Source organism: Janthinobacterium sp. HH104, from assembly GCF_001758715.1.
Classification (GTDB): domain Bacteria; phylum Pseudomonadota; class Gammaproteobacteria; order Burkholderiales; family Burkholderiaceae_D; genus Janthinobacterium; species Janthinobacterium aestuarii.
Genome location: NZ_LRIB01000049.1, coordinates 31,641 through 46,354 on the forward strand (window position 1 = coordinate 31,641; position 14,714 = coordinate 46,354).

The 14,714-nt window shown below is 65.7% G+C and carries 12 protein-coding genes; all 12 read right to left on the reverse strand.

Annotated elements, in window-relative coordinates:
* Positions 1–80 precede the first annotated feature (80 nt).
* The 12 genes from glpK to JAB6_RS23245 all read right to left on the reverse strand — a co-directional run bounded on the left by glpK (position 81) and on the right by JAB6_RS23245 (position 14,677).
* Positions 81–1,571, reverse strand: coding sequence for a glycerol kinase GlpK (glpK, locus tag JAB6_RS23190; RefSeq protein WP_070304885.1), 1,491 nt, complete (start codon positions 1,569–1,571; stop codon positions 81–83).
* Positions 1,568–3,127, reverse strand: coding sequence for a glycerol-3-phosphate dehydrogenase (gene glpD / locus JAB6_RS23195; protein ID WP_070304887.1), 1,560 nt, complete (start codon positions 3,125–3,127; stop codon positions 1,568–1,570). Before glpD ends, glpK begins: the two co-directional genes overlap by 4 nt.
* 43 nt (positions 3,128–3,170) lie before the next feature.
* Positions 3,171–3,932, reverse strand: coding sequence for a TSUP family transporter (locus JAB6_RS23200; RefSeq protein WP_070304888.1), 762 nt, complete (start codon positions 3,930–3,932; stop codon positions 3,171–3,173).
* 7 nt (positions 3,933–3,939) lie between these two features.
* Complete coding sequence (locus JAB6_RS23205) at positions 3,940–5,961, reverse strand: alpha-glucosidase (protein WP_070304890.1); 2,022 nt, start codon at positions 5,959–5,961, stop codon at positions 3,940–3,942.
* 82 nt (positions 5,962–6,043) lie between these two features.
* The gene (locus JAB6_RS23210) at positions 6,044–7,447 is read right to left on the reverse strand and encodes a porin (RefSeq protein ID WP_070304892.1); all 1,404 of its coding nucleotides are present in this window, start codon (positions 7,445–7,447) and stop codon (positions 6,044–6,046) included.
* 65 nt (positions 7,448–7,512) lie between these two features.
* Positions 7,513–8,967 (reverse strand): NAD-dependent succinate-semialdehyde dehydrogenase, encoded by a 1,455-nt coding sequence (locus tag JAB6_RS23215; RefSeq protein WP_070304893.1) that lies wholly within the window; start codon positions 8,965–8,967, stop codon positions 7,513–7,515.
* A gap of 29 nt (positions 8,968–8,996) precedes the next feature.
* Positions 8,997–9,785: an SDR family NAD(P)-dependent oxidoreductase gene (locus JAB6_RS23220; RefSeq protein ID WP_070304895.1), complete on the reverse strand. Its 789-nt coding sequence runs from the start codon at positions 9,783–9,785 to the stop codon at positions 8,997–8,999.
* A 26-nt stretch (positions 9,786–9,811) separates the two neighbouring features.
* A complete protein-coding gene (locus JAB6_RS23225; RefSeq protein ID WP_070304897.1) occupies positions 9,812–10,720 on the reverse strand; it encodes an SMP-30/gluconolactonase/LRE family protein in 909 nt (302 codons plus the stop codon).
* Positions 10,713–11,600, reverse strand: a complete 888-nt coding sequence (locus JAB6_RS23230; protein ID WP_070304899.1) for an aldose 1-epimerase — start codon at positions 11,598–11,600, stop codon at positions 10,713–10,715. The genes JAB6_RS23225 and JAB6_RS23230 overlap by 8 nt, the downstream gene beginning before the upstream one ends.
* 8 nt (positions 11,601–11,608) lie before the next feature.
* The gene (locus JAB6_RS23235; RefSeq protein ID WP_034755232.1) at positions 11,609–12,439 is read right to left on the reverse strand and encodes a carbohydrate ABC transporter permease; all 831 of its coding nucleotides are present in this window, start codon (positions 12,437–12,439) and stop codon (positions 11,609–11,611) included.
* Positions 12,436–13,350, reverse strand: a complete 915-nt coding sequence (locus JAB6_RS23240; protein ID WP_070304901.1) for a carbohydrate ABC transporter permease — start codon at positions 13,348–13,350, stop codon at positions 12,436–12,438. Before JAB6_RS23240 ends, JAB6_RS23235 begins: the two co-directional genes overlap by 4 nt.
* A gap of 76 nt (positions 13,351–13,426) precedes the next feature.
* Complete coding sequence (locus tag JAB6_RS23245) at positions 13,427–14,677, reverse strand: ABC transporter substrate-binding protein (RefSeq protein ID WP_070304902.1); 1,251 nt, start codon at positions 14,675–14,677, stop codon at positions 13,427–13,429.
* Between the last annotated feature and the right edge of the window lie 37 nt (positions 14,678–14,714).

Below are 14,714 nucleotides of genomic sequence, written 5' to 3' on the forward strand. Positions count from 1 at the left end.
AGTCAGGCAACACAAGCAAGGGAAGATTCCGGCATTTCCCCTACTTGCCGATGACAGAGCCTTTTTTGCCCCGACGTTTGTCAATGTTCCCCGGTACCGGTAAACCGCCGCACGGCCACTTCCCACTGCTGCATCAGACTGGCAGCCTGGTCTCGGCCGATGGTGGGCAAGAACGTCCTGTCGGCGCGCCAGTGCGACGCCAGTTCGTCGGTGCCTTGATACAGGCCGATGGCCAGGCCCGCCAGGTAGGCCGCGCCCAATGCCGTCGTTTCGATCACTTGCGGGCGCACGACGGGGATGCCCAGCAAGTCGGCCTGGAATTGCAGCAGCAGGTTGTTGGCGCAGGCGCCGCCGTCCACGCGCAGTTCCGTGATCGGCGCTTGCGCGTCGCGCGTCATGGCGCCCAGCAGGGCGGCGCTCTGGAAGGCGATGGCTTCCAATGCCGCGCGGGCGATGTGGCCCACCGTGCTGCCGCGGCTCAGGCCCAGGATGGCGCCCTTGGCGGACGGCACCCAGTATGGCGCGCCGAGTCCCGTAAACGACGGTACGAAGACCACGCCGCCCGAATCGGGCACGGAGGCGGCCAGGCCTTCCGCTTCGCCCGCGTGGCCGATGGCACCGAGGCCGTCGCGCAGCCATTGCACCACGGCGCCGCCGATGAAAACGCTGCCTTCGAGCGCATATGTCGGCTGCGCGCCCACCTGGCAGGCGGCTGTGCTGATCAGGCCATGCTGCGATTGCGCGCACTGTTCGCCGGTATTCAGCAACAGGAAGCAGCCCGTGCCATAGGTATTCTTGGCCATGCCCGGCTTGAAACAGGTCTGGCCGAACAGCGCCGCCTGCTGGTCGCCGGCGATGCCGCCGATGATGACGGGGCTGCCCAGTACGTCCGCATCCGTTTCGCCATATACGTGGCTTGATGGGTGGACGGATGGCAGCAGGCTGGCGGGAATGCCCAGCCAGTCGAGCAGTTGCGCATCCCAGCAGCCTTCATGCAGGTTCCACAGCATGGTGCGCGAGGCGTTGGTGACGTCGCTCACGTGCAGACGTCCGCCCGTCATTTTCCACGCCAGCCACGTATCGATGGTGCCGAAGGCCAGTTCGCCGCGCATGGCCCGCGCGCGGGCGCCGGGCACGGCGTCGAGTATCCAGCGCAGCTTGGTGCCGGAAAAATACGGGTCGAGCACCAGGCCCGTCTTGGCATGGATGGCGCCGGCCAGGCCGCGCGCGCGCAAGTCTTCGCACAACGCTTCCGTGCGGCGGTCTTGCCAGACGATGGCGTTGTAGACGGGTTCGCCCGTGGCGCGGTCCCATACCACCGTCGTTTCGCGCTGGTTGGTGATGCCCAGCGCACCGAGCTCATCGGCCCGCAAGCCCGTCTTGGCCAGCACTTCGCGGCAAGTCTCGATCTGGCTGTGCCAGATTTCCATCGGGTCGTGTTCGATCCAGCCCGGCTGCGGGAACAGCTGGCGAAACTCGCGCTGCGCCACGGCGACGATGGCGCCTGCTTCATCGAACACCATGCTGCGCGAACTCGAGGTGCCCTGGTCGAGGGCCAGCAAATACGTCATGCCGCCACCTCCTGCGCCAGATGGACCGCCAGCCACTGCTGCACGCGCGCCACGTCGGCCGGCGCGCAGCGCAGCCCCAGCTTGCTGCGCCGCCACAGGATGTCATCGCTGCTCCTGGCCCATTCCACCTCGATCAGATAGCACGCTTCGGCTTCGTACAGGCCGGGTGCCAGCTGCGCGCCCAGGTCGGCCATCGAGGTGGCGCCTGTCAGCAGGCGTGTGGCGCGGCTGCCGTAGGCGCGCGCATAGCGGCGCGCCAGCGCAGGCGGTAGCCAGGCGTGGTCGCGCTGGAAGTGGGCGAGGAAACCGTCGAAATCATGGCTGTCCACGAGCCGGTTTGGCTGCTGCAGGTCGCCGCCGGGCAGGGGCGCCTCGGCCGTCCACGCCGCGGCGGTATTGTCCAGCAGGGGCGCCAGCAAGCCCAATGCTTCCTCGGCCAGCTTGCGGTAGGTGGTGATCTTGCCGCCCCAGATATTGAGCAGCGGCGCGCCCGTCGCCGCCTTGCCGCGCGCCACTTCCAGCAGGTAGTCGCGCGTGATGGCCGACGCGTTCTGCGCGCTGTCGTCGAGCAGCGGGCGCACGCCGGAATACGTCCACACGACGTCGGCGGGGCCGATCTCGCGCTTGAAATAGCGGTTCGCCGCCTGGCACAGGTAATCGATTTCCATCTGGCTGATTTTGACCTGGCTGACTTCTCCTTTGTATTCCTCGTCCGTGGTGCCGATCAGGGTGAAGTCATCCTGGTAGGGAATGGCGAAGATGATGCGCTGGTCCGGGTTCTGGAAGATGTAGGCATGCGGATGCTCGAACAGGCGCGGCACGATGATGTGGCTGCCTTTGATCAGCCGCAGCCCCTGCGTCTTGCCGCCGCCGGCCGCACCGGCGAATTGCGCCGTCCACGGACCCGCCGCGTTGACGATGGCACGCGCGCGCAGGGTCTTGCGCTGGCCATCCTCGGCTTGCAAGGTGGCTTGCCAGTCGCCGCCATCGCGGCGCGCGTCGACGCAAGCCGTGCGCGTGAGGATGTGCGCGCCGTGTTCCTGCGCATCGAGCGCATTGAGCACCACCAGGCGCGCATCGTCGACCCAGCCGTCGGAGTACACGAAGCCCTTGCGGTAGCCGGCCTTCAGCGGCGCGCCTGCCGCGTGCCTGTCCAACGCGATGCCTTGCGAGGCGGGCAAAAAGGCCCGCTTGGCCAGGTGGTCGTACAGGAACAGGCCCGCGCGTATCATCCAGGCGGGGCGCTGGGCGGCGTCGTGCGGCATGACGAAGCGCATCGGCCACATGATGTGGGGCGCGGCGCGCAGCAGCACTTCGCGTTCCTGCAGCGCCTTGCGCACCAGCTTGAATTCATAGTATTCGAGGTAGCGCAGGCCGCCGTGTATCAGCTTGGTGGAGGCGGACGAGGTGTGCTGCGCCAGGTCGTGCTGTTCGCACAGCACCACGCGCAAGCCGCGGCCGGCCGCGTCGCGCGCGATGCCGGCGCCATTGATGCCGCCGCCGACGACCAGCAGGTCGCAGTCGGCGGGCAGGGAGGAAAAGCGGGAAGCGGACATGGAAGACTCGTCTGGTAAAGGTAAAAGAAAATTAAGTGCCGTCTCAGGCGAGCAGCGACAGCACGGGCGGCAGCACGAGGGCCAGGCCGGCGATCAGCAGCAACACGAAGACGGCGCGGCGCACGTGTTCGATGGGCAGGCGCGAAGGGTGGCGGCGCGCCAGCCACGTCAGGCCCATCACCAGCGGCAAGGCCTCGAGGGTCAGCCAGAAGGCCGTCATGCTGAACTGGCCATGCGCCAGCACGAGGACCAGGCGCAGCACGGCATTCGCGGCGAACAGCACGATCAGCGAATGGCGGATCATGTCGGCCGGCCATGGCTGGCGGTACAGGTGGTACACCATGGGCGGGCCGGCGCTGGCGAACAGGCCGCCCATCACGCCAGACACGCCGCTGAAGAGCAGAAACGCGGGCAGGCTTGACTGCCGCGCCCGCGCGCTGGCGCGCAGCACCAGCATGAAGGCGCAGATGACGATGGCGCAGCCGAGCAGGAAGCGCAGCAGGCTTACTTGCTGCGCGCTGAACCAGCCCAGCAGGGCCACGCCCGCGCCCACGCCCAGCTGGCTGACGGCCAGCGAGGGGCCGAACACGGGCCAGGCCAGTTGCGGGCGCGTGCGGCCAAACGTGATGGCCGCGTTGACCAGCACCAGCACGCTGACCACGTTGGCGACGTCGCCCAGGCTGGCCAGGTGCAGCACGGCCGTCAGGCCCAGCAGGATCAGGCCAAACGCAAAACCCGTCAGGTTCTGCGCGACGCTGGCCAGCGCCACGCAGGCCAGGAACAGCAAGTGCGACGCCACGCTCATGCCAGACTCATTTCGCCAGCGACAGGAAGAAGTCCTGCTGCGCGCAGCCGCGCCGCACGAAGACGGGCGGCTGGCCCAGCGGCGCATCGACTTCCACGCGCTGGCCGCCTTCGAACGCGGCGCCGCTCCACAGGTGGATCCAGGCGTCGCCCTGCGGCAGGTAGGCGCTCCAGCGCGCGGCGCCGGCCGCGTGCACGGGCGCCACCAGCAGGTCGGGGCCGAACAGGTACTGGTCCTGGATGGCGTAGGTGGCGCGGTCGTGTTCATAGTGCAGGAACAGTGGGCGCTGCAGCGGCAGGCCGCGCGCCACGGCCTCTTCGGCCAGGGCGCGGATGGTGGGCGCCAGCGCCACGTGCAGTCGCGTCATGCGGGCGAAGTGGCGGAACACGTCTTCATCCTGGTAGAACTGGAAGTTTTCGTCGGGACGGTTGCCTTCGTGCGTGCGCATCATCGATGTGAATACGGCCATCTCCGTCCAGCGCTGGAACAGTTCGGCCGTGCGCAGGTTGCCGAACAAGCTCGTATAGCCGCCGATATCGCTGTGGTGGTAGGCGTTGCCCAGGATGCCCGAGGACAGGGCGCCGCAGATCACCGTCTGCAAACCGTCGTGGCGGCTGAAGTCGACCGACTGGTCGCCCGCCCACAGCAGCGGGCAGTGCGCCTGCACGCCCGTGTAGCCGGCGCGCATGAAGAAGGTGGCGTCGCCCGTCTTGCCGGCCCGTTCGATGGCGCGCGCATTGACTTCGGCCCACAGGGTCGGCCACGCGTTGTGCATCAGGCGCGCGTCGGTGCGATTGTGCAGGCGCAGGTCGATCGGCAGGTATTCGCCGAAATCGGCCATCCAGCCGGACAGGCCGAAATCGAGCATTTCCTGGCGCAGGATGCGTTCCTCGAACCACAGCGCGGCGGCCGGATTGGTGAAGTCGACGACGCCGCAATCGAATTCGCCGAAGTCCACCAGGTAGGCGCCGCCATCGATGGCGGTCGCCAAAAAGCCCTGCTGCAGCGCTTCCTGGTACAGGGTGCCGTCGTTGCACAGGTAGGGATTGACGTAGCCGAGGAAGCGGATCTCCTGCCTGGCCAGGTCGGCGATCCAGTTCTTCAGGTCAGGGTAGCGCTGCGGCTGCCAGCGCCAGTCCCAGAACAAGCGTTTGCCGAACGAGGTCTGGCGCAAGCCCACCCAGTCCTCGCACCATAGGGCGCTGACGGGCAAGCCGTGTTCCTGCGCCTGCGCCAGGATGGTGCGCGCGTGCTCTTCGCCGCCTTTCAGGCCCAGCATCGCGCCATTCTGCAGCCAGGCTGGCAGCTGCGGCTGGCGGCCGAAGCGCTGCGAGACGACGCCGACCAGGTCGGCGAAGGTCTCGGCCAGCATGAATTCCAGGCGCTCTGGCATGGCCCAGAACTGCAGTTCATGGAAGTCGGGCTGGCGGAAATCGAAGTCCGCATACGCCGTCGTTTCCGCATGCAGGCAATAGCGCTGCGAAGAGATGAAGCTCGGTTGCGGATAATTCGTGTGGTAGTAGTCGCCGCCCGACTTGGACGTCACGTCCGCCTGCCACGTCAGATGCGTCGACTTGTCGCGGCCCACGCCCGGCTCCGACGTCCACAGGGGGAAGTGGCGTCCGCGCAGGTCGAAGTACGACATCTGCTCGCCGCAGCCCCATACATGCTCGTCCTGTTCCGCGGGCAGGCGCAGCCACAGCCGGTTCCAGCCCGGCGCCGCGTACTGCACCACCAGGTGCACGCCATGCGGCGTCGCTTGCACGGCCAGCACCAGTTGCGGTGCGTCGCCCGCATGGCGCGCAAAGCTCAGGGTGGCGGCGTCGCCATCCTGCGTGACGGCCAGCGCGCGCAGGGCATTGCGCTCCTCGACGTAATCCTCGATCTCGAAATTACCTCGGTACATTTCCATGCTTTCGCGGCCCTGGCCGACGAACACGCATGGAGCAGCGGCACTGTGGCGCAGCAGCAAGCGGCCGGCGCAGCGCAGGGCGACGCTGTCATTTTCCTGGTGTAGTGTGTACTGCATGACGATCAACTCCTGTGAAAACCGGCCGCCGCATGGCGGGGCATGCGGGCGGGCCGGCGGTGCATCAACAATTAAGTACTAATTAAAAAACGAGGAACATGCCGGCGGTCAGCTCGACGGGACTGTAGCCGAAGTAGTTATTGTCCCCCCGGAACTGCAATACGCCCAGCTTGGCGTGGCTGTTGTTGGCGATGCGCGTGGCATAGGCATAGAACGACAGGGTAGGCTGGAAGTTGTACAGGTAGCCCAGCGAGTAGGCGGTCGACTTTGGCTTGCCCACGCCATCGCCCGTGTTCGCGCCGAACGCGCCCCTGGCGTTGGCGCCGTCATAGCTGATGTGCGCCAGGCTGCCTTCGATGCGGTGCTTGCCGATGTCGTACGCGCCCGACACGCCGAAGGCGTCGGCCGCGTAGCCGCCCGCGTTCGACACGCGGTAGGAGGTGTAGGAGCCGCCCAAGGTAAAGTCGTGCCACTTGTAGCGCGCGCCGACGATGTCCGTGACCTGGTTGCGCTTGATGAAGTTCGGCGTGCCGGCCGTGCTGATGTCGTTGCTCTGCTGGTAATCCATGTGCGCATAGCCGAGGAACAGATCGCCCTTTTTGTACAGCACGTTGGCGGCCCAGCTGCGGCCATCGTTTTCCAGGTCGGTGGCGGAAGACGCCTGCTGGCCTGCCGAATACGACACCTCGGCCGAGATATTGTTCCAGGTGGGGCTGCGGTAGCGCAGCGCATTGCCGTAGAACAGGGCCGTGCCCGAATTGTTGCCGGCCAAACTCGTCGTCTTGCTGGCGTTGCCCGTCACGGGGTCTTTCAGGTAGCGGCCCAGCGATTCGGGGCGCGTGAGCGAGAACAGGGCGCTGAAGTCATTGGCGCCATAGTTGTGCGCCGAGGCGAGGTCGGCGCCCAGCGAGACCCAGAACGGCGCCATGTACATGGTGCCGCCTTCGATCGAGCCCCAGGTGGTTGAGGCAAAGCCGACGGTGGAACCGCGGTTGAACAGCACGGACGAGGTGGTGTTGTTTTGCGTCCCGCCGCCCGCATTGCCGTTGAACAGGTTCAGACCCGTCTCGACGCCGAAGATGGCCTTGTATTCATCGCTGAAGACCCAGGCGCCCGTGAGGCCCAGGCGGCTGGCCATCTCGCCCTGGTTCAGGCGGTGGTTCGTCAGCTGGCGCCCGCTGGCATCCTTGCCGCGCGAGACCGTGTAGCCGATGTCGCCACGGCCGTACAGCTTCCAGTTGAAGCCGGTGACGGGTTTCACGGGTGCCGCCGCCGATGATGCCGGTGCGGCCGCCATCGCTGCTGCTGGCGCTGCTGGCTGGGCCGCCTTCGCTTCCATCTGCGCTACCCGGTCCTGCAATTGGGCCAGCATGGCTTTCATGTCGCTCAGTTCGTCGGCGCGCGCGTTAGCGCTAACAAATGACGCCGAGAAAAGGGCGCCCGTGATGGCCGCGGCCAATGTGGTCTTGCGTAATGTCGTTTGCATGATCCTGTCTCCTGTGTTTTTATAGGTGTATTGTTGCTGATCCCTGCCTTGCCTACATTAAATAATCAAATCCCTCCCATGCACAAATATTTGATATCGAGGAAGTCGTCCATGCCGTAATGCGAGCCTTCGCGGCCCATGCCCGAATGCTTGACGCCGCCGAATGGCGCCATTTCATTGGCGATCATGCCCGTGTTGATGCCGACCATGCCCACTTCCAGTTCTTCGGCCACGCGCCAGACTCTGCCCAGGTCGCGGCTGTAGAAATAGCCGGCCAGGCCGAATTGCGTGGCGTTGGCCATGGCGACGACTTCGTCTTCGCTGCCGAAGCGGAACAGGGGAGCGAGCGGGGCGAAGGTTTCCTCGGTGGCCACCAGCATGTCGCTGTTCGCTTCCAATACCACGCTGGGCTCGAAAAAGCTGCCCCCCAGCGCGTGGCGCTTGCCACCGATGGCCAGCTTGCCGCCCTTGGCCAGTGCGTCGGCGATATGCTGCTCGATCTTGCGCACGGCGTTTTCATCGATCAGCGGACCTTGTGTGACGCCAGCGTCCAGGCCATTGCCCAGTTTCAGCTCGGCTACCTTGGCCACCAGGCGGGCGGCGAAATCGTCGTAGATGCTGTCCTGTACGTAGATGCGGTTGGCGCACACGCAGGTCTGGCCGCTGTTGCGGTATTTCGACATCAGCACGCCTTCAACGGCCGCGTCGATGTCGGCATCGTCGAAGACGATGAAGGGCGCGTTGCCGCCCAGTTCCAGCGATAGTTTCTTGATCGTGCCGGCCGCTTCGCGCGACAGCCAGGCGCCCACTTCCGTCGACCCCGTAAACGTGATCTTGCGTACCAGGTCGTTGTGGCACAGTTCCGTGCCGATCGCTTGCGCCGCGCCCGTCACCACATTGAAGACGCCGGGCGGCACGCCGGCGCGCAGCGCCAGTTCGCCCAGGGCCAGGGCCGACAGCGGCGTTTGCGACGCCGGTTTCAAGACCATGGCGCAGCCGGCCGCCAGGGCGGGCCCGGCCTTGCGCGTGATCATGCCATTCGGGAAATTCCACGGCGTGATGGCCGCGCACACGCCGATCGGTTGCTTGATGACGACGATGCGCTTGTCGTTCGACGGCGGGGCGATCACGTCGCCATACGCGCGCTTGCCTTCCTCGGCAAACCATTCCAGGTAGGCCGCGTTCGAGACGATCTCGCCCTTGGCTTCCGCCAGCGACTTGCCTTGCTCGCTGGTGAGGATCAGCGCCAGGTCGTCGGCGTGCTGCAAAATCAGCGCATGCCAGGCGCGCAGCACCGTAGCGCGCGCCTTCACCGTCTGCTTGCGCCACAGCCGGAAGGCCGCGTGCGAGGCGGCGATGGCGCGCCGCGTCTCGGCCGCGCCCATGCGCGGCACGGTGGCGATCACTGCGCCCGTGGCCGGGTTGGTGACATCGATGGTGGCGCCGTCATCGGCGTCGCACCAGACGCCATCGATCAGGCATTGCTGTTTCAACAGGCTTGCGTCTTGCAGGTTCAACATGAGGGTTCTCCTTGGATGGGTGATGCGGCTTAACCCGCTACAGATACTTGCGCGAGGCCGGCGTCGACGATGATGTTCTGCCCTGTGATGCCGTCCGAATCGTCGGCCGCCAGGAACAGGGCCGTGCGCGCCACGTGGCCCGCGTCGAGCCGGTATTTCAGGCATTGCAGTTCGATGAACTTACGGTCTTCTTCCGGATCGCGCCACAGCGCGGCCTGGCGGTCCGTGGCGATGGCGCCCGGGGCGATGGCGTTGACGCGGATATTCTGTTCACCCAGTTCGCGCGCCAGGGTGCGCGACAGGCCCGCGATGCCGGCCTTGGACGTGGTGTAGCCGACCAGGTTGGGGCGCCCGCGCATCCATGAAATGGAGCCGAGGTTGATGATGGAGCCGCCGCCGGCGGCCGCCATGCCGGGCGCCACCTGCTGGATGGCGAACACATGGTGCTTGAGGTTCAGGGCCAGGCAGTTGTCCCAGTACTCGGGCGTCAGTTCGGCCAGGCTGTGGCGGTCGTCGCGGCCCGCGTTATTGAGCAGCACGCGGATGGCGCCGAAACGCGCCTCGACGTCGGCCAGGCTGGCCTGGTAGGCGGCGATGTCGCGGATGTCGCTGTACACAAAATAGGGCGCATGGCGCGACAAAGGCGCCAGGCGCGCGGCCAGGGCGGCGCTGGCGTCGCGGTCGATATCGCAAAAAGCCACTTGCGCGCCTTGCACGGCGAAGTGTTCGACGAGCGCCGCGCCGATGCCGGAGCCGCCGCCGGAGACGAAGACCACGCGGTCCTGCAGGCTGGGGTAGAGAGTGATGTTGGCGTTCATGCTGTCCTCGGGGTGAGATTGGGATATCAATCCCGGTAAAGGGGTTCGGGGCGGCCGGCCACGTCCAGGCGCACGGCAAAGAGGCCGCCGGCCTGTGGCTGGCGCGCCAGTTCGTCGTCGCCTGCGCCTTCGCGCGCGCTGGTGATGTACAGGGTGCGCAGGTCGGCGCCGCCAAAGGCGATCATGGTGGGGCGCGTGACGGGCACGCGCACGATGCCGATGATCTCGCCCAGCGGCGAAAAGCGCAGCACCCGGCCGCCTTCGTACTGCGCGCTCCAGTAGCAGCCTTCGGCGTCCAAAGCCGCGCCATCGGGACGACCGCCATACACGGCCTCTTCGCCCTTGACGGGAAGGCGGGCAAACACCTGGCGTTCGCCCACCTGGCCGCTGGCCGCATCGAATTGAAAACGGTGGATCACGTGGTTCGGCGTGTCGGACTGGAACAGGGATGCTCCATCTTCCGCGAAGGCCAGGCCGTTGCTGACCTTGACGCCAAGATCCTGCTGCGGCCCCCAGCCCAGGCGCGTGGCGCCCCGTTCCAGGCAAAACATGGCGGCTAGTTCCGCCGTGCGCGGTTCGTACATGGCGCCGGCCCAGAAACGCCCGGCGCTGTCGCAGCGGCCGTCGTTGAAGCGCATGTCGCGGCTGTCGTACGGTGCATCGGCCAGCTTGTCGAGCAAGCCTTCCTGCGGATAGAAACGGTAGAAACCGTTGCGCAGGGCCGCCACCAGGCCGCCTTTTTCAGCCAGGGCGATGCAGCCCGGCTCGCACGGCACCCACCAGACGCGGTCGAGGTTTGTCGCCGGATCGTAGCGGTGCAAACGGCGTCCGGCGATGTCGATCCAATATAAACACTGCTCGGCCACGCTCCACAGCGGGCATTCGCCCAGCTGGGCGCGCGCGTCGAGCACGAGTTCGGCTTGCCATTCACGCATGCTGTTTCTCCTCGATTGCCAGGCGCATGGCGATGTGCAGGCTCTCGCCGGGCGCCAGCAAGCGCATGCCCGTGCCTTGCGCGCCGCGCGCGGCCAGCGCAAACGCGTTATTCGCGTGCGTGACGGGTTCGATGGCGATGAAGCTGCGCTCGTCGTTCGGCGCGAAGCAGACGAGGTGGCCGCAATTGTCGCTGGCCGACAGGTGCACGGCATAATCTCCGTAATCGAGGCTGGCGCGGCCCGTCCAGCCGCTGTAGCAATTGTCCGCCTGCCAGCCGGCCACCGGCTGCGGCGTGGCGAATGGCGATGCTTGTGCCACGGGCGCCAGACCGGCCGGCAAGTGGTCGTCGCCCATGCTCCATACGCCATCCCACTGCGTCTGCAGGCGCAGGCCAGGGGCCAGCGGGAAGTAGGGGTGAAAACCCAGGCCGGCGGGCATGGTGCGCGCGTCGTCATTACGCACCGATAATGTCAGGCGCAGGCCGGCTTCGTCGAGCAGCACGGTTTGCTGCACCGTACAGGCGAACGGCCAGTCCGCGTCGCCGCCATGCACGAGCAGCAGTTCGGCGCTGTCGCTTGTTCGCGCCGCCACGTGCCAGGCGCGCTGCCAGCCGAAGCCGTGGATGCTGTGCGGCTCGGGCGGGAAGTTGGCGCGCAGCGCATGCGTCTGTTCCGGCGCCTGCAGCACGGCGTTGCCGATGCGGTTCGAATACGGCGCCAAGGGATAGCAGGCCATCTGCCGCACACCGGCGCTAGCCGGCGCGGCGCGCAGGATGTCGCGCCCGCGCCAGCGCAGCGCCGCCAGCGCGCCACCGGTGGCCGGGTGGACGTCGGCGCGGCAGTCGCCATGCGTCAGGGTGAAGGGAGACTGGTGGTCCATGTCTTACCTTAGCCCTTCAATCCGCCCGAGGTCAGGCCGCTGACGACCTTTTCCTGGAAGATCACGATCAGCACGACGATGGGCACGATGGCCACCACCAGCGCCGCCGAAATGATCGGCCACGGGAAGGCGAACTCGCCCTGGTACAGCTGGATGCCGACCGGCAGGGTGCGGTATGCCACGGCCGAATTCATCGACAGCGCCAGCAGGAACTCATCCCAGGAATTGACGAACGCGAGGATGGCGGCCGTCGCCACGCCAGGCGCGGCCAGCGGCAGCACGATGCGCCACAGGGCGCTCAGGCGGGTGCAGCCGTCAAGCATGGCCGCGTTCTCGATATCGCGCGGGATATCCTGGAAAAAGCTCACCATCATCAGCGTGCAAATCGGCAGGTTCAGCACCGTGTACGGCAGCACCAGCGCCCAGTAGGAATTGAGCAAGCCCAGGCTGCGCATGATTTCGAACAGCGGCACCATCAGGGTCACCAGCGGGAACATCGACACGCCGATGATGGCCGTGAGGATCAGACCACGGAAGCGCAGGCGCAAGCGGGCAATCGCATACGCGGCCAGCGCGCTGATGAACAGGCTGAGCAGGGTCGACAGGCCGGCCACGATCAGGCTGTTGGTCAGGAACGTCAGCAGCGGCTGGTCCTGGAAGGCCGAGATGAAATTGCCGATGGTCGGTTCGTGCGGCCAGTAGGTGATCGGCTTTTGCGTCAGTTCGCTCTCGGTCTTCAATGAGGTGAACAAAATCCACAGGGCGGGGAAGACGCCGTTGAGGATGACGATCGCGGCGGCGAACCAGCGCAGGCGCTTCGATGAAAACAGGCCGCTCATTCTTTGTCTCCTCTTACATATTTCAGATACACAAACGTGGTGGCCATCGACAGCAGGAACATGAACACCGCCAGGGTCGAGCCATAACCCACATCAAGGTAGTCGACCGTATTGGACTGGATATACATGGCCAGGGTCTTGGTTTCATCGCCAGGGCCAGGCATGTTGTACGGAATATCGAAGGACTGGATGGCTGTCAGGGTGCGGAAGATCAGCGCCACCAGCATCGATGGCACCAAGAGCGGCAGGGTCACTTCCGTAAATTGCTTCCACTTGCTGGCGCCGTCCACCTCGGCCGCTTCATACAGCGAGGCGGGAATGGTTTGCAGGCCGGCCAGCAAAATCAGGGCCATGAACGACGAGGTTTTCCAGATGGTCGTGATGCAGATGGCGGCCATCGTCAGCGCGGGCGAGTTGAACCAGATTTGCGGTTCCCAGCCCAGGCCGGGGATCAGCAGGTCGATGCGGCGGATGATGTCGTTCACCAGGCCGTATTCGCTGTGGAAGAACCAGGCGAAGATCAGGCCGACGAAGGCCAGCGGCAAGGCCCACGGCAGCAGCAGCGCCAGGCGCACGGGCCAGCGGTATTTGAACGGCATGTTGGCCAGCATGGCCAGGCCCAGGCCCGCCACCAGCGCGCCCGGCACGGTGATGACGGTGATGATGACGGTGTTTTTCAGCGACTTCCAGAACAGGCTGTCTTCCAGCGCCATCTTGTAGTTATCCAGGCCCACGAAACTGGGCAGGCCGCCGCCCGACAGGCGGATGTCGAAAAAGCTGTTGTAGATCAGTTTGCTGACCGGGTAGGCCACGATCAGCAGTAAAAACAGAATCGCCGGCGTCAGCAGGACCCAGGCCAGCGTCGTTTCGCTGGGGTCCGTGATGCGGCTTTTCAGGGTGCGTTGCCTCATGATTTCCTCGTCTGTTGCGGTGTGCGTATGCGTGTGCCGCCCGGGCCGCCGTCGTGGCGGCACGGGCGCATGCCGGTTAGCGCAGGATGCGCTTGACCCGGTTTTCGATCTCGGCCACGCCGGCCGCCGGCGTCTTCACGCCCGCCATCACGGCATTTGTGTTGACGCGCACGGCTTCGGACACTTCGCTGTAGCGCGGCGTGACGGGGCGCGAACGGGCGCTTTGCACGACCGGCAGCGCATCGGCGAACCAGCCATTGACGGCCAGTACTTCCTTGTCCTGGTAGACGGACGGGTAGACGGGCAGGTTGGAGGCCTTGATGGCCAGCTGCTTCGACACTTCCGGGCTCGACAGCCAGCGCACCAGCTTGGCCGACGCTTCCTTGTTCTTCGAGAACGAGGACACGGCCCACTGCCAGCCGCCGATGCACGATGCCGGCTTGCCGCCCGCCATGGCCGGCAGGCTGACGACGCCGACTTTATCCTTCACGCTGCTGTCGGCGCCATCCTGGAAGTGGTTCCAGGCATAACCCCAGTTGACGGCGAACAAGACGTTACCGGCCTGGAATTCCTTGCGCGTATCGTCAGTGGCCACTTCGGCGATGTTCTTTTTCGCCACGCCCTGGTCGATCAGCTTGCGCCACATGGCCAGGCCCGCTTCCGCCTTGGGCTTGTCCAGGGTCAGCTTGCCGTTGGTGACCAGTTCGCCGCCCTGGCTCCAGTACGGCAGCAAAAAGGTGCAGACGGCGCCTTCGATGGCCTTGCCCTGGAAGCTGATGCCTTGCAATTCCGGATTCTTTTCGCCGGCCTGGATGGTGCGCGCCACGGTGGCCAGCTCATCCCAGGTTTTCGGCGCCGCCAGCTTGTACTTGGCCAGCAAGTCCTTGCGGTAGTAGAGGAACATGGCGTCGGCAAAGGCGGGCAGGGCCACGACCTTGTTGTCGACCATATTCGCCTGCTTGTAGGCCGGCAAGTACTGGCCCATGATCTTGTCGCGGTCGGCGCCCAGGTATTTGTCCAGGCTTTCGATCCAGCCGGCCGACGCGTACTGGGCCGGGCGGATGATGTCGATCAGGAACACGTCCAGGGTGGTGTCGCCGGCCGACAGCACGGTGTTCAGGTATTTCTGTTGCAATTCCGAGGTGGCGCCGCCCGTTTCCAGGTCGATCTTGACGCCGGGATTGGCGGCCATGAACTTGGCGAACAGTTCGCGCATGACTTCGGGGCGCTCCTGGCCGCCGACAAAGACCTTGACCGTCTGCGCGTGCGCGCCGGTGGCAAGGACGAAGGTGGCGCCGAGCGCCAGGACGAGGGATTTGATACGCATGATGCTTGTCTCCTGTTTTTTGGAATGGGTATGCCGC

What these genes read in the sequence shown, in the direction of transcription:
- glpK (WP_070304885.1), bottom strand. Translation starts at nt 1,571, where the DNA reads ATGACGTATTTGCTGGCCCTCGACCAGGGCACCTCGAGTTCGCGCAGC.
- glpD (WP_070304887.1), bottom strand. Translation starts at nt 3,127, where the DNA reads ATGTCCGCTTCCCGCTTTTCCTCCCTGCCCGCCGACTGCGACCTGCTG.
- JAB6_RS23200 (WP_070304888.1), bottom strand. Translation starts at nt 3,932, where the DNA reads ATGAGCGTGGCGTCGCACTTGCTGTTCCTGGCCTGCGTGGCGCTGGCC.
- JAB6_RS23205 (WP_070304890.1), bottom strand. Translation starts at nt 5,961, where the DNA reads ATGCAGTACACACTACACCAGGAAAATGACAGCGTCGCCCTGCGCTGC.
- JAB6_RS23210 (WP_070304892.1), bottom strand. Translation starts at nt 7,447, where the DNA reads ATGCAAACGACATTACGCAAGACCACATTGGCCGCGGCCATCACGGGC.
- JAB6_RS23215 (WP_070304893.1), bottom strand. Translation starts at nt 8,967, where the DNA reads ATGTTGAACCTGCAAGACGCAAGCCTGTTGAAACAGCAATGCCTGATC.
- JAB6_RS23220 (WP_070304895.1), bottom strand. Translation starts at nt 9,785, where the DNA reads ATGAACGCCAACATCACTCTCTACCCCAGCCTGCAGGACCGCGTGGTC.
- JAB6_RS23225 (WP_070304897.1), bottom strand. Translation starts at nt 10,720, where the DNA reads ATGCGTGAATGGCAAGCCGAACTCGTGCTCGACGCGCGCGCCCAGCTG.
- JAB6_RS23230 (WP_070304899.1), bottom strand. Translation starts at nt 11,600, where the DNA reads ATGGACCACCAGTCTCCCTTCACCCTGACGCATGGCGACTGCCGCGCC.
- JAB6_RS23235 (WP_034755232.1), bottom strand. Translation starts at nt 12,439, where the DNA reads ATGAGCGGCCTGTTTTCATCGAAGCGCCTGCGCTGGTTCGCCGCCGCG.
- JAB6_RS23240 (WP_070304901.1), bottom strand. Translation starts at nt 13,350, where the DNA reads ATGAGGCAACGCACCCTGAAAAGCCGCATCACGGACCCCAGCGAAACG.
- JAB6_RS23245 (WP_070304902.1), bottom strand. Translation starts at nt 14,677, where the DNA reads ATGCGTATCAAATCCCTCGTCCTGGCGCTCGGCGCCACCTTCGTCCTT.